The 14898-nt window shown below is 69.7% G+C and carries 11 protein-coding genes; 6 read left to right on the forward strand and 5 right to left on the reverse strand.

The window, feature by feature from the left end; translation table 11 throughout:
• Positions 1-2: 2 nt before the first annotated feature.
• The 4 genes from V6V89_RS00695 (at position 3) to V6V89_RS00710 (ending at position 5300) form a co-directional block, all read left to right on the forward strand.
• Complete coding sequence (locus V6V89_RS00695) at positions 3-1496, forward strand: GH39 family glycosyl hydrolase (RefSeq protein WP_334616860.1); 1494 nt, start codon at positions 3-5, stop codon at positions 1494-1496.
• Entirely contained in the window at positions 1493-2179 is a 687-nt protein-coding gene (locus V6V89_RS00700; RefSeq protein WP_334616861.1) for a hypothetical protein, read from the forward strand. Before V6V89_RS00695 ends, V6V89_RS00700 begins: the two co-directional genes overlap by 4 nt.
• Positions 2176-4191, forward strand: coding sequence for a beta-galactosidase (locus V6V89_RS00705; protein WP_334616862.1), 2016 nt, complete (start codon positions 2176-2178; stop codon positions 4189-4191). The genes V6V89_RS00700 and V6V89_RS00705 overlap by 4 nt, the downstream gene beginning before the upstream one ends.
• Positions 4192-4361: 170 nt before the next feature.
• Positions 4362-5300, forward strand: a complete 939-nt coding sequence (locus tag V6V89_RS00710) for an aminoglycoside phosphotransferase family protein (protein WP_334617200.1) — start codon at positions 4362-4364, stop codon at positions 5298-5300.
• A gap of 97 nt (positions 5301-5397) precedes the next feature.
• Here V6V89_RS00710 and V6V89_RS00715 read toward each other — a convergent pair whose 3' ends face one another.
• The 5 genes from V6V89_RS00715 to V6V89_RS00735 form a co-directional block, all read right to left on the reverse strand.
• Positions 5398-5916, reverse strand: coding sequence for an AAA family ATPase (locus V6V89_RS00715; protein WP_334616863.1), 519 nt, complete (start codon positions 5914-5916; stop codon positions 5398-5400).
• 110 nt (positions 5917-6026) lie between these two features.
• Entirely contained in the window at positions 6027-7970 is a 1944-nt protein-coding gene (locus V6V89_RS00720) for an alpha-glucuronidase (RefSeq protein WP_334616864.1), read from the reverse strand.
• On the reverse strand, positions 7967-9085 hold the full coding sequence (locus V6V89_RS00725) for an amidohydrolase family protein (RefSeq protein WP_334616865.1): 1119 nt from the start codon (positions 9083-9085) through the stop codon (positions 7967-7969). Before V6V89_RS00725 ends, V6V89_RS00720 begins: the two co-directional genes overlap by 4 nt.
• Before the next feature lie 46 nt (positions 9086-9131).
• On the reverse strand, positions 9132-11228 hold the full coding sequence (locus V6V89_RS00730) for a cellulase family glycosylhydrolase (RefSeq protein ID WP_334616866.1): 2097 nt from the start codon (positions 11226-11228) through the stop codon (positions 9132-9134).
• 66 nt (positions 11229-11294) lie between these two features.
• A complete protein-coding gene (locus V6V89_RS00735) occupies positions 11295-11882 on the reverse strand; it encodes a TetR/AcrR family transcriptional regulator (protein ID WP_334616868.1) in 588 nt (195 codons plus the stop codon).
• Between the two features lie 93 nt (positions 11883-11975).
• Here V6V89_RS00735 and mddA point away from each other — a divergent pair, with 93 nt between their 5' ends.
• Together mddA and V6V89_RS00745 are read left to right on the forward strand one after the other, a co-directional pair.
• Positions 11976-12731: a methanethiol S-methyltransferase gene (mddA, locus tag V6V89_RS00740; RefSeq protein ID WP_334616869.1), complete on the forward strand. Its 756-nt coding sequence runs from the start codon at positions 11976-11978 to the stop codon at positions 12729-12731.
• Positions 12732-12748: 17 nt separating this feature from the next.
• Positions 12749-14893: an alpha/beta hydrolase gene (locus V6V89_RS00745; protein WP_334616870.1), complete on the forward strand. Its 2145-nt coding sequence runs from the start codon at positions 12749-12751 to the stop codon at positions 14891-14893.
• Positions 14894-14898 lie beyond the last annotated feature (5 nt).

Below are 14898 nucleotides of genomic sequence, written 5' to 3' on the forward strand. Positions count from 1 at the left end.
CCGTGCGCGTCATCGTTCCGGAACACTCGTCCGGCCGGTTGCCCGGCGCCTGGCGCGCCTGCGTCGGCACCGGCCGGTTCGAGCTCGCGCTACGCAAGGACTACCAGGACTCCCTGGCGCTGATCCAGCACGAGATCGGGTTCCGGCACATCCGGGGCCACGGCCTGCTCAGCGACGGCGTCGGCGTCCACCGACCGTACGAGTACGACGGTGCCCGCCACGTGCGGCACGCTTTCACGTACGTCGACCAGGTCGTCGACGCGTACCTGGACCTCGGCATCGCGCCGTTCCTGGAACTGGGCTTCATGCCCGAAGACCTCGCCTCCGGCGACCAGACGGTCTTCTGGTGGCGGGGCAACGTCACCCCGCCCCGGTCGTGGACCGAGTGGGCCGCGCTGGTGCGGGCGACGGTGGCGCACCTGGTCGACCGTTACGGTTTGGACCAGGTGCGCCAGTGGCCAATCGAGGTGTGGAACGAGCCGAACCTCAAGGATTTCTGGCAGGGCGCCGACCAGGACGCCTACCACCGCCTGTACGAGGTGACCGCCCACACCGTCAAGGAGGTCGACGCCTCCCTTCAGGTTGGAGGGCCGGCCATCTCCCCCGGCGCCGACGAGTGGATGGATCGCTTCGTCGAGTTCGTCACCGCCCGCTCGGTGCCCGTCGACTTCGTCAGCCGGCACGCGTACACGTCCGGCCCAGCACAGCACGTGCCGTTCGGCACCTACCAGACCCTCGCGCCCGCCACCCAACTGCTCGCTCAGTTCGCCCGCCCGCGCGAGCAGCTGCGCGGCACGCCACTGGCCGACCTGCCGGTGCACATCACCGAGTTCAACTCCTCCTACCGGCCCGACAACCCGGTGCACGACACGGCTTTCCACGCCGCCTACCTGGCGCCCGTCGTGGCGGCCGGCGGCGACCTGGTGGACTCCTTCTCGTACTGGACGTTCAGCGACATGTTCGAAGAGGTGGGCGTCCCCACCGCGCCGTTCCACGGCGGGTTCGGGCTGCTTACCCACCGCCAGATCAAGAAGCCGACCTTCCACCTGTACGCCTTCATGGCCCGCATGGGCGACCAGGTCCTCGCGCGCGGCGACGACCACCTCGTCACCCGCGACGCCGCCGGGCGCGTCACCGTCCTCGCGTGGGCGCCCGTTCGCGAGGACGGACACACCCTCCGGCTATCCCTGCCGCTGCCCGGCGCGGTCTCCGCGTTCGTCCTGCGCTCCTCGGTCAGCGAGGAGGCCGGCAACCCGTGGCGGGCCTGGTGCGAAATGGGCCAGCCCCGCTCGCCGCGCGAGCGCGAGCTCGACGCGCTGCGCGCGGCCGCTGAGCCGGCGGTCAGCCATCGCGCCCTGCCGGTCGCGGGCGGGCGCGCCGACCTCGACCTCGCCCTCGACCGGCACGAGGTCACTCTGGTAGAGATCACCCCGGTAGTCACCGACGAAACACCGCCGTGGTGGGACCTGTCGCGCCTGCACCAGGAGCATTCATGAGCACCGTCGCCGCGCGCCGCTACTTCGGTGAGGGGCCACTGTCCCGGATCGCCGCCTTCGTGTACACCGTGCTGGTGGTCGAGGTGATGCTGGTGGCCGCCACGCTGCCCGGCCTGGTGCCGCTGCTGCTGCTCGACCGCCACCCGTCGAACGTGCCCCTCGCCGCGCTCTGCGCCCTGCCGCTGGCGCCCGCCGTCTCCGCCGCCGTCTACGCGATCCATCACCGCAGCGGCGACCTGACCGACCTGCACCCGGGGGCGCGGTTCTGGCGCGGGTACCGGCTCAACCTGGTCGCGGTGTTGCGGATCTGGGTGCCGTGGCTGGCCTGGGTGGCGATCGTCGGCGTCAACCTCGCCTACTTCGGCGCGGCCGGCGTGCCCGGCTGGTGGGCGGTGCTGCTGGTCGTCATCGCGGTCGCGGCGACGCTCTGGCTCGCCAACGCGCTCGTCATCGCCTCCCTGTTCAGCTTCCGCACCAAGGACGTCGCTCGCCTCGCCGCCTACTTCCTCGCCCGCACGCCCGGCGTCGCACTCGCCAACGCCTGCCTACTGTTGGTGGCGGCCGGCGTCATCGTCCTCGCGTCCGAGGCGGTGCTCGCACTGCTCGGCGCGGTGTTCGTGATGGCGTTGGTGCGCAACAGCCGGAAGATGATCACGCAGGTCCAGGAGGAGTTCGCCGCATGAGCCTGCCGGTCACGCCCAAAGTGCCCTTCGGCGGGGACTACAACCCGGAGCAGTGGCCCGAGGAGGTGTGGACGGACGACTACCGGCTCTTCGACACCGCCCGCATCGACACCGTCACCCTCGGCGTCTTCGACTGGGCGCTCACTCAGCCCGCCGAAGACGTGTACGACTTCGGGACGCTGGACCGCGTCGTCGAGCGCGCCGCCGCCGAAGGCAGGCAGGTCTGCCTGGCCACCGGCACCGGCGCCCACCCGGCGTGGCTCGCGCGGGCGCACCCGGAAATCACCCGCATCGACTTCGAGGGCCGCAAGCACCGCTTCGGCGGACGCCACAACTCCTGCCCCAGCTCGCCGGTCTTCCGCCGGCTCTCCACCGAGATGGCCCGCCGCCGAGCCGCTCGGTACGCCGGTAACCCGGCCGTCGTCGCCTGGCACGTCGGCAACGAATACAGCGGCGCCTGCTACTGCGACCTGTGCGCGGCCGGCTTCCGTGACTGGCTGCGCAAGAGGTACGAGAGCCTGGACGGGCTCAACGCCGCCTGGTACACCAGGTTCTGGTCGCACACGTTCTACGACTGGGACGAGATCGAGCCGCCCTCGGCGCTGACCGAACATTGGCGCGGGCCCGACCACACCGCCTTCCAGGGCATCACCCTCGACTACATGCGCTTCATGTCCGACGCCATGCTCAACAACTACCTGGACGAAAAGAACGCCATCCGCGAGTCCAGTGTGGACCTCCCCGTCACCACCAACTTCATGGGCATGTTCCGCGGGCTCGACTACCACCGCTGGGCGCCGCACCTCGACTTCGCCTCCTGGGACAACTACCCACCCGACGACACCTCACAGGCGCGCATGGCGTTCACCCACGACCTGATGCGCGGCTTGAAGGACGGCCAGCCGTTCTGGCTCATGGAGCAGACGCCCAGCTTCACCGCCTGCCGCGACGTCAACCCCCTCAAGCGCCCCGGCACGATGCGGCTGTGGAGCTGGCAGGCGGTGGCCCACGGCGCCGACGCGGTCCTGTTCTTCCAGATGCGCGCCTCCCGCGGCGCCAGCGAGAAGTACCACGGCGCCGTCATCGGCCACAGCGGGCGCGACGACACCCGCGTCTTCCGTGAGGTGGCCGAGCTCGGCGCCGAACTCGACACGCTCGGCGGCGCGGTCCTTGGCGCCCGCACGCCGGCAAGGGTCGCGATCCTCTTCGACTGGGACAGCTGGTGGGCGCTGGAGATCTCCGACGGCCCGTCCCGCCTCGTGAAGTACCAGTCCGTCGTGCTGGCGTACCACCAGGCGCTGTGGGAAGCCGGCGTCGACGTCGACGCGGTGCCGGTCACCGCCGACCTGTCCCGGTACGACGTGGTGGTCGCGCCGGCGCTGCACATGCTCAAGGGCGACATCGCACAGCGACTCGAAGAGGTGGCCGCGCGGGGCGGATCCGTCGTGACGACGTTCCTGTCTGGGCGCGTCGACGAGCACGACAACGCCTTCCTCATGGACGTGCCCGGCCCGCTCGGCGCCCTGATGGGCGTACGCGTCGACGAGTGGGACGCACGCGGCCCTGAGGTCGTCAACCCCGTGCGCCTCGGCGACCTGGTGGTCGAGGCGCGGCTGCTGTTCGAACTCGTGATCCCGCAGGGCGCCGAGGTGGTCGGCGAGTACCAGGCCGACTTCTACGCCGGCACGCCCGCCGTCACCCGCAACGCGTACGGCACCGGCGAAGGCTGGTACGTCGCCGCCGGCCTCGACCAGGCGGGCGTCTCCTGGGTGATGCGCCAGGTGCTCGACCGGCACGGCCTGTCGGGCCCGTACCCGGACGTGCCCGACCTGGAGACCGCCGTGCGGGTCACGCCCGACGGGACGCGGCTGCTGTTTCTGCTCAACCACAACGCCGCACCGGTCGAGGTGCCCGCCCGGGTGGGCGGCGTCGACCTGCTGACCGGCACCCGCGTCGAGGTCGGCCAGCTCCTGACCCTGGACGCCCGAGGCGTCATGATCCTCCGCCAGTAACGAGCGGTCGGGGCGGACGACGATGGTGCTGACGGTCCGGTGGTTCACGCTGACCGACCTGCGGCCGCACGCGGGCCAGTCAGGGTCAGATCCACCGCCACGCAGGCGTCGGCGCGAGGGAAAGTAGGTTGCATCGAAGATCTGGGGGCGCGACGCTTCCCGGTGTGCAGATGCATGCCAACCAACTGACCGTATCGCCGGAGACGGTGCGCGGATTGGTCGATGACCAGTTCCCCCAGTGGCGGGGCATGGCCGTGAGAAGCGTCGCTTCGCAGGGGACTGTCAACGCCATCTTCCGCGTTGGCGACCATCTTGCGGCTCGGTTTCCCCTACAGCCGGGCGACGTCGAGGCGACGCGGCGTTGGCTGCAAGCCGAAGCGGAAGCGACCGGCGAGCTGGTGGGGCGTACGCGGTTCCCCACACCCGAGCCGGTCGCACTCGGTAACCCCGGGCCGGGCTACCCGCTGCCATGGTCCGTGCAGACGTGGATACCCGGCGTCGTTGCCAGCGACGATGACCCAGGTGAATCGACCGCGTTCGCGCACGACCTCGCTGAGTTCATCGACGACGTACGCGCCATCGACACCCGTGGTCGGACCTTCGACGGCAGCGGCCGAGGAGGCAACCTGCAAGCGCACGACGGATGGATGGAGACCTGCTTTCGGCACAGCGAGCAGCTCCTAGACGTTGCGCGGCTTCGCCGAATCTGGGCAGCCATGCGGAATCTGCCGCGCGGCGAGACCAAGGACGTGATGAACCACGGTGACCTGATTCCGGACAACGTGCTGGTGAGCGGCGGACGTCTAGCCGGGGTTCTGGACGTCGGCGGCCTCGGACCAGCCGATCCGGCTTTGGACCTCGTGGGCGCCTGGCATCTGCTTGGGGCTGGACCTCGACGGACGCTCCGTGAGGACCTCGGGTGCGACGACCTCGAATGGCAGCGCGGCAAGGCGTGGGCCTTTGTGCAGGCGATGGGGCTCGTCTGGTACTACCGCGAAAGTAACCCAGCGATGAGTCGGACCGGCCGACGCACGCTGGAACGTATCGTCACTGACGCCTGGCGAGTGCCGCCACGAGGATCTTCCCGATCCGTCGCGGATCCAGGCTGACGTCGGATCTGGCGTGTCACGCGCCGCGAGGGTGTTCGCTGAGTCGAAGGTCGTTGCGAGCGCTTCTTGGCATCGGCCCAACGGGCGCGCTGTCTGGTCAGCGGTGACTGACCACAATGACCTCCTCGCCCTCGCCATACGGTGGCTCAAAGCTGTCCAGGTAGCGAGCCAGTAGCCCATCGGTAATCGGGAACGCGGCATTGGCGTCGAACCGCTCAGCTCGCCCATGCAGACGTGCCCGCAGCAGTGCCGGGTCGACCTGAAGGTAGATCAGACGCCAGCCCCCGCCGGCCTGCTCGATCAGGTGTTTGTACTCCTGCCGCCGTGAGCGTTGCCAGAAGCTAGAGTCGACGACGACGTTGCGGCCCTCCGCAAGCAGTGAGAGCAGCCGCTCTCGCACGGCCTCTCTCGCCACCTCGGTATGCTGCTCGTACTCGCCGGGCCGGTAGTCGATGCCGTAGCGGCCGAAGCGGTGCCAGATCTCCTCATCGATGGACAGGCGTACATAGCCCTTGGTTTCGAGGTCCTTGGCGTACGTGGTCTTGCCCGAGCCCGCTATCCCGCACATGAGGACTACCTCAGACCGCCCAGGGCGCAGACCGTCGTTCATTCCCATGATCGCCATGGTGCACGGACCGCGAAGGTGTTGTCATCCGCTATTTGACCGTGCGGCTGCCAAGTTGGCCCTTGGGACGGCATCCCCGCGTCGGGCGGCTGACGAGCCGGTCAGTAGATGCGGCGATTCTTGGCGTCGGGGACGCCGGACTTGCGGAAGAAGTACGTGTTGATCTGGTCGCGCCACTCCTCGGCCGATCGCACCTGCTCGTCCAGGCGTTCCCGTACCCGCGCGTCCACACCGGGGTCGACGAGGTGACCGACCACGCTCCACGAGTCACGAATCCGCGCCGCTTCGTCGGCTCCGTCGAAGTGGGTGTCGTAGATGTGCTGGATGACGGTCGAGCCGCTGCGCAGTACGTGCCCGTACGGGACGTGGTGGAAGAAGAGCAGCAGCTCGTCGGGGCACTGGTCGAGCGACTCGTAGACGTCCGCCCACGGCTGCGGGTACTGGCCGGTGAAGCCGGTGCCGGTGGCGCGGGTGCGGTCGACGCCGACCCCGTCGCGGTCTGCGAAGTGGTAGGTGCCCCAGGACGTGTACTCGTATCCGTCGACGTCGGGACCGTAGTGGTGGCCCGGCCGCACCATGAAACCCACGCCGAGCGGTGCGGTGTACTTCTCGTAGGTGTGCCATGAATCGTCCATCATGGCGCGCAGTGTCTGCCGCAGTTGCGGTGGGGCGGCCGGGAACGTGAGGCCGATCCACTCGTCGAGGATCGCCAGCGGGTCGGCGTCGGGTGCCCAGGCAAGGCGTCCGAAGGCGTAGAGGTTGGCCTGGGCGAGCGGGTGGCCGGTCCAGAACGGATCGTCGCCCACGTTGGAGACGGCCACGAGGCCGCCGCTCTCGGCGATCGCGGCTACGGCCGGGCCGTCGTCCGCGTGGAGACGGAACCGCAGCATCTCACTCCACATCGGAGCGAGATAGCAGACATGCCGCTGCTGGCCGGTGTACTCCTGGGTGGCCTGCAACTCCACCGCGAGGCGGGTGCCGGGCATGGCCGCGATGACGGGCGAGACGGGCTCGCGGGTCTGGAAGTCGATCGGACCGTGCTTGACCTGAAGGATGGCGTTGTCGTGGAACTGGCCGTCGAGCGGCGCGAAGTGGTCGTACGCGGCGCGGGCCCGGTCGGTGGAGCGGTCACGCCAGTCCTGGCGGTGGTTGTAGACGAAAGCCCGCCAGTGCACCACTCCCCCGTGCGGCGCGAGCGCGTCGGCGAGCATGTTGGCGCCGTCGGCGTGACTGCGGCCGTACGCGAACGGGCCGGGCTGCCCCTCGGAGTCGGCCTTGACGACGTATCCGCCGAAGTCGGGGATCGTCTCGTACACCCGGCTGGTGGTCGCGGCCCACCACTCGCGCACGGACGGGTCGAGCGGGTCGGCGGTGGCCAGACCGCCGAGCATGATGGGCGAGGCGAAGTTGACGGACAGGTGCACGCGGATGCCGTACGGGCGCAGCTCGGCGGCGATCGCTGCGACCTCGCCGAGGCGGTCGGTGAGCAGGTGTGCCTCGGTAGCGTGCACGTTGACGTTGTTGACGGCTACGGCGTTGATGCCGCAGGAGGCCAACAGGCGCGCGTAGTCGCGTACCCGGCGAAGGTCGGCGCGGAGAGCGCCGCGCTCCCAGAAGAGCGACCCACCCGCGTAGCCGCGCTCGACCTGGCCCATCACCGGGTTTACGTGGACATTGTCCCAGTGTTCGACCATGCGCCGCCGCAGCGCGGGCCGGTGCTCCTCGACCGGCCGGTCGGCGTTGAAGGCCGCCTCGCCGAGCCGGACCACGTGGAAGAAGCCATAGAGCAGGCCGGCGGGCGCGTCGGCGACGACCGTCGTGACGCCGTCGCTGCGCGCGAGCGCGAACCCTTCGTCGCCGAGTGAGCCCGGTGTGGCCGCGATCGACAGCGCCAGGTCTGGCGACGACGAGGACGGCGATCCCGCCGACGCCACCTCGGCCCGGATCGTGTCGACGAGCTCGCCGTCGCCGTGCACCGCCACGCGCCGCGAACCGACCGCCCGGAAAGCCTCCGCCGGCAACCAGGCCGGATGAATCCCCGTCACCCGACCAACCTACCGGAGCGGGCGACCACCCGCCCCCGCTTGAGGACCAGCTCACGCGGCGGCCGGGTGACGACGGCCTCGGCGGGTGTGCGGGCGTCGACGACGACCAGGTCCGCCGGCGCGCCGGGCCGCAGCCCGTACCCGGGCAGCCCCAGCAGTGCCGCGCCGCCGTACGTGGCCGCCTCCAGTGCCAGCTCGATGTCCTCGTCGCGGCGGAAGGTGTTGCGATAGGCGAGGTGCATGGCCCGTTCCAGCATGTCGCCGCTGCCGTACGGGCCCCACAGGTCGCGGATGCCGTCGTGTCCACACGCGACGGTGACCCCGGCGGCGGCCAGCAGGTCGGCGACGCGTTGCTGGGTGGCGCCGTCGGCCTGGCCGAGCCCGTACGCGTGGCTGACCGCGACGCGGCCGCCGAGCCCGGTGGCGACGGTGCGCTCGGCGATGAGCTCGAGCTGCCAGATGCCGAGCGTGCCGCCGTCGTGCAGGTGGATGTCGACGTCGGCGCCGTGCTCCTCGGCGAGCCCGAACACCACGTCGAGGTGGCGCACGGGGTCGCGGTCGAACCCGGCCGGGTCGAGGCCGCCGACGGTGGCCACACCGGCTTTGAGGGCCTGGTCGAGCAGGTCGGCGGTGCCGGGATTCGCGAGGATCCCGTACTGCGGAAAGGCGACCTGTCGCACGGTGATGGCCCCACCGAGCCGCTCGACGGCGGCGTTTACGGCGTCCACACCGGACAGCCCGAGTGCCGGGTCGATGTCGGTGTGGCTGCGCACGTGCGTGGTGCCCGAAACCGCCATCCGCTCCAGCAGCGCGGTGATCCGGTCGATGTCGGGCACGCCGACCTCGCCGCGGCGGCGGCGCTCGGTGGCGATCCGGTCGCTCAGCGCGTCGCCTGCCGTGTGCGGCACCCACGGACCGCCGTAGAGCGTCTTGTCGAGGTGGCAATGCGACTCGACGAGCCCGGGCAGCACCAGCCGCCCGGACACGTCGAGCACGTCGGCGTCCGGCACGTCGACCCGCCGTTCGATCCGCTCGATGACTCCCGCTCGGATCAGTACGTCCATCGGGCCGTCGCTGCCCCATGGCCGGCCGCCGCGCAGCACCACGTCGTCCATGCCCTGCCCCTCCCCCGGGTCGGTGCGTCGCCGGGGGCGGACGGGGTCAGGTGGTGCTGCCGGTGACGTTGCCGCCGGACTTGGTGACGTAGTAGGTGAGGGTCGTGCCGCTCCAGAAGTGGAACGTCAGCGTGACCCGCGCCCCGTCGTTGACCTCGGCGAAGAAAGCGGATGTCAGTGTAATCGTGTTGGCGGTGTAGTTGGGAGCGAACGCGACGTCGAACTCCTTGAAGGAGGTCCAGTTGTGCGGGCCGGCGTTGCTGCCGTCGGCGTACTTGGCCTCCATCGTGGCGAGCTGGTCGCCGCGGAACTGTGCCGGCACCGCGAACGAGCTCGTCGTGCCGCTGGCATTGGACAGCACCGGCGGGTCGTACGTGATGATGCTGATCCGCCACGGCACGCCCTGTGAGAAGTGGGCCTGGAGGTTCGTGTTGACGCCGTACGCTCGGTCGCCGACGAGCCGGGTTACCGCCGAGGCGGTCAGCGTGAGCTGGCTGCCGGACACCGTGTAGTCGGTGCCGTTGGCCAGGTTGGTGCTGCCCTGGCTCAGCCGCTGGAAGGTCGTGCCGTTCAGGTTGAGCGTCAGCGACTTGCTGGTGATCGAGCCGGTGCGTGGCACGTACACCTGGTCGCTGGACGCGGTGCCGGAGCGGGTGGTCCAGCTCGACTTGATCTGCGCGATCAGCTCCGGGTCGCTCCATTGGAACGAGGTGCGGCCGAAGTGCTGGCCGTTGTCCCACAGCATGGTGGTGAGCTGCCTGCTGCGCGCGTAGTAGCCGAAGAACTCGAAGAACTTCAGCTTCTCGCCCTGCTCGATGGTGCCGGTGTGGCGGTCGAAGCCGAGCAGCCCGTACTCGCCGATGATGACGGGGATGTTGCGCGAGACGAACGCGTTGTAGACGCGGTCGAAGGCTCCGGTCAGGTCACTTTGGACGGTGGAGTCGAAGCGGGTGCCGCCTGCGACGTTGACGCTGAACGGCCAGTAGCCGTAGTAGTGCACGGTCGCGATGAGGTTCGGGTCGTTGGTCGAGGTGAACCACGAGAGGGCGGGATCGACCCGCGCCGCGTCGGCGGAGGTGTGCAGGGTCGGGATCACCAGCAGGCGCGAGGCGTTTCCGCCGCCGGACTGGCGCACGATGCTGCGGAACGACGTGTTCAGCTCGTTGAGAAGCGTGATGCTCTGCGCCTCGTCGGACGCGCCGGTGAACTGCGGTTCGTTCACGCTCTCGAACACGAGGCGGGAGGACGAGTCACGGAACGCGGCGGCGAGCTGTGTCCACAGTGCGTTGTACCGGTTGAGCACGTTGGTGCGGTCGGTGGGCATCGTGTTGATCCACTGCCACGAGTCGTGGTGAATGTTGATCATCACGTAAAACCCGTCGGCGAGTGCCCAGTTCACGACCTCTTTGACCCGGTTGAGCCAGGCGGCGTCGATGGTGTAGCTCGGGGCGGCGCCGTGGTGGTTGCTCCAGGTCACCGGAATGCGGACGCTCTTGAAGCCTTGGGCGCGGATGTTGTCCAGCAGCGCCTCGGTGACCCGCGGGTTGCCCCACGCGGTCTCGTCGGCGCCGACCGCATCGAGCGAGTTGCCAAGGTTCCAACCGGGCTGCATGGCGGCGACGGCGGCCATCGCGTTACCCGCCGGCGGCGGAGTGGTGGGCGGGGCCGACGTGGGTGGCGTGGATGTGGGTGGCGCACTGGTGGGGGTCCCGCCGACGTTTCCGGTACACGCCACACCGTTGAGCGTGAACGACGTCGGCGCAGTGTTGGTGCCCGACCACGCCCCGTTGAACCCGAACGAGACCGTGCCGTTCGTGGCGATCGTGGCGTTGTAGCCGGCGTTCACAGCGGTGGCCTGGCTGCCGGACATGGTCACCGTGGCGTTCCACGCCTGGGTCACCCGCTGCCCCGACGGGAACGTCCACACCAGACTCCACCCGTTGATCCGGTCACCGAGGTTGGTGATGGCGACGTTTCCGTTGAAGCCGCCTGGCCACTGGCTGGCGGTGGAGTACGCCACCCGGCAGCCGGCAGCCGCCTGGGCGTTGACCGCGACCGTGATACCGAGGCCGACGAGCAACGCCGTGACCGCGCCGGTGATCACCCCAACGCGGCGCAAGCGACCGATCCGCGAGCCAGCCATGACGCTCCCTCCAACACATGCCACCGGGCACGCAGATTAAGTCGGGGCGTCAAACTTTGTCAATCGTCAGCTGCCGATATGGTTATCCTCCAGCGCGCGCAACAGATCGATCACCCGGCGCAGCGCGGTGCGTACCCGGACGACCCACTCGTCGTCGCCGAGCAGGATCACGGCCTCGCCGCCGAGGAACGCCAGGCCCACCAGACCGGCCAGATCCGCCGGGGAGAACGGGCCGAGAGACCCGAAGCGGGCCTCCGCCTCCAGGGCCACCTCTTCGAGTACCTCGAACCAGCCCCGCATCATCGACAGCACCTGCTGCGCCACCTCGGTGTCCGACCAGCCCGCCGCGATCATCTCCTGGAGCACCCGCACGTACCCGGACGCCAGGTCGTCCTCGAGAAAGTCGCACGCCTGCTCGTACCGCTTCCACAGCGGCTCCGACGCCGCGTACATCTCCCGCTGGCGCCCGACGAGCAGTTGGTTCTCGTGGTCGAGCAGTGCGAGCACCAGGCCGCGCTTGCCCCCGAAGTGGTAGTGGATCTGACTGAGCGGCATCCCGGCCTTGTCGGCGACCTTGCGGGTGGACAGACGGGCGTACCCGTCGGCGAGCAGGCACGCCCGCGCGGCCTCCATGATCCGTACCGCTGTCGTCATCAGGACTCCCTCTTGTTCGGTCGGTCGACCGAATGATAGCGTGCCGAGATATTCGGTCGGTCGACCGAACGATCATTGCCAAGGGGGACCGTCATGGCACGGCGCATCCTGGTCCTGGGGTACGGAACAGTCGCTTACCTGCTCTTTCTCCTCGTCTTCGCGTACACGATCGGTTTTCTCGCCGGGGTCGGCGTCCCGAAGGGCGTCGACGACGGCGACCGCGACCCCGCCTGGGCAGCGGTCCTGGCCGACGGGGCGCTGCTGGCGCTCTTCGCGGCGCAGCACAGCGTGATGGCGCGGCCGTGGTTCAAGCGGCGCTGGACGCGGATCGTGCCGGCCGCCGTCGAACGCAGCACGTATGTGCTGGCCGCGAGCCTGGTGGTGGCGCTGCTGCTGTGGCAGTGGCGACCGCTGCCGGAGACGATCTGGTCGGTGGAGGCGGGCTGGGCGCGCGCCGGGCTGTGGACGCTGTACGCCGCCGGGTGGGCGGTCCTGGTGAGCAGTACGTTCCAGATCGGGCACTTTGACCTGTTTGGCCTCCGCCAGGCGCTCGCCCGCGCCCGCCACCGCGCGTACGCCGAGCCCGGATTCCGGCAGTCGCTGTTCTACCGGCTGGTGCGGCACCCGATCATGGTCGGCTTTCTGGTCGCGTTCTGGGCGGCGCCCGACATGAGCGTCGGCCGGCTGCTGTTCGCCGCCATGGCGAGCGCCTACATCCTGGTCGCGGTCCGGTTCGAGGAACACGACCTGCGGCGCGAGCTCGGCGACCGGTACGCGCGGTACGCCGACGAGGTGCCGCGGTTCGTGCCGCGCATGCCCGACGCCATGGCGCAGCGCGGCGCACACTGAAGGATCGGAGGCGAACCATGCGGGCACGGCTGGCGGACAGCGAAGGCTTCGTCGAGCGCGGTGGAGTCAAGATTCACTACGAGGTACACGGCACCGGTGGGCCGACGATCCTCCTGATGCCCACATGGACGATCATCCACAAGGGCTTCTGGAAGGGGCAGGTGCCTTATCTGGCACGGCACTTCCGGGTGGTCACCTACGACGGGCCCGGCAACGGTCGCTCGGACCGCCCGCTCGACCCGGCCGCCTACGGGCAGGACGCCCAGGTGGCGTACGCGCTGGCGGTGCTCGACGCCACGGGAACCGACCGCGCGGTGCTGGTGGCCCTGTCCATGGCGGCGAACTGGGCGCTCGACCTCGGCGCCAACCATCCGTCCAGAGTGCACGGCACCGTCCTCATCGGACCGTCGGTGGGCCTGGCACCGCCTTCCTCCGAGCGAGCCGCGCATATCGCGCTGAGCGGTCCCGCGCCCGACGTCGAACGCTCACGGGTGCCGCACGTGCGGCCAGACCCGGCTGAGCACTGGGTCAAGTACAACCGCGAGTACTGGGAGAAGGAGCACGAGGACTTCCTCTGGTTCTTCCTGGGCCAGTGCTTCCCCGAGCCGCACTCCACCAAGCAGATCGAGGACGGCGTCTGCTGGGGCCTTTCCACGAATGGCCAGGTGCTCGTGGCCAATAGCAAGGCCCGGATGCCCGATGCGGACACTCTTTCCGACTGGTGCCGGCGGCTGGCCAGTCCCGTACTGCTCATCCACGGCGACGACGACCGGATCAGCCCGCTGCGGCGCAGCGAGATCCTGCGCGAGCTGACCGGCGGCGAACTCGTCACGCTCGCCGGCGCCGGGCACGTGCCGCTCGCCCGCGACCCGGTACGCGTCAACCTGCTGATCGGCGAGTTCGCCGCGCGGTTCCGGACAGCCGCTCCGCCGCCACGCACGTGGATCCGCGGACGGCACCGGCCCAAGCGGGTGCTCTATCTGAGCTCGCCGATCGGGCTCGGCCACGCCCGGCGCGACATCGCCATCGCCGCGGCCCTGCGCACCCACCACCCCGACGTGCGGATCGACTGGCTGGCACAGCACCCCGTCACCCACGTGCTCGAACGGGCCGGCGAACACGTCCACCCGGCCAGCGCCTGGCTCGCCAACGAGTCCGCCCACATCGAAGCCGAGGCCGGCGAGCACGACCTGCACTGCTTCGAGGCGTTGCGGCGCATGGACGAGGTGCTGCTGTCGAACTTCATGGTGTTCCACGACGCGGTACGCGAGACCCCGTACGACCTGGTGGTGGGCGACGAGGCGTGGGACGTCGACCACTTCCTGCACGAAAACCCTGAGCTGAAGCGCTTCGCGTACGCGTGGTTCACCGACTTCGTCGGCTACCTGCCGATGCCCGACGGCGGCGAGCGGGAAAGCCTCGTGACCGCCGACTACAACGCTGAGATGATCGAGCACATCGCCCGGTACCCGCGGGTGCGTGACCGGGCCATCTTCGTCGGCGACCCGGATGATGTGGTTGGCGACGCGTTCGGCCCCGGCCTGCCGCGGATCCGCGACTGGACCGAGCAGCACTACGACTTCGCCGGCTACGTAACGGGTTTCGACCCTGCCGGCGTCGCCGACCGCGCGGCGTTGCGCGCCGATTTGGGGTACGCGCCGGACGAGCGGGTCTGCGTCGTGACGGTCGGTGGCTCGGGCGTCGGCGAACACCTGCTGCGACGCGTGGTGGGTTCGTTCGACGCGGCCGCCGCGCGCGTGCCCGGCCTGCGAATGGTGGTCGTCACCGGCCCGCGCATCGACCCGTCGTCCTTCCGTCCCGCCGAACGCTTGGAGATCCGGCCTTTCGTGCCTGACCTGCACCGCCACCTCGCGGCCAGCGACCTCGCCATCGTCCAGGGTGGACTCACCACCTGCATGGAGCTGACCGCTGCCGGCAGGCCGTTCATCTACGTTCCGCTGCGGCACCATTTCGAGCAGCAGATCCACGTCGCGCATCGGCTGCGCCGGCACGGCGCCGGCCGCCGCCTCGACTACGACGACATCGACCCTGACACGCTCGCCGACGCCATCGCCACCGAGATCGGGCGGGAGGTGAGATACCGGACCGTCGACGGCGGTGGCGCCACACGGGCCGCGGGCCTGCTCGCCGACCTGTTGTGATCCGG

The organism is Micromonospora sp. CPCC 206061 (assembly GCF_036906915.1).
In the GTDB taxonomy this organism is placed as follows: domain Bacteria; phylum Actinomycetota; class Actinomycetes; order Mycobacteriales; family Micromonosporaceae; genus Phytohabitans.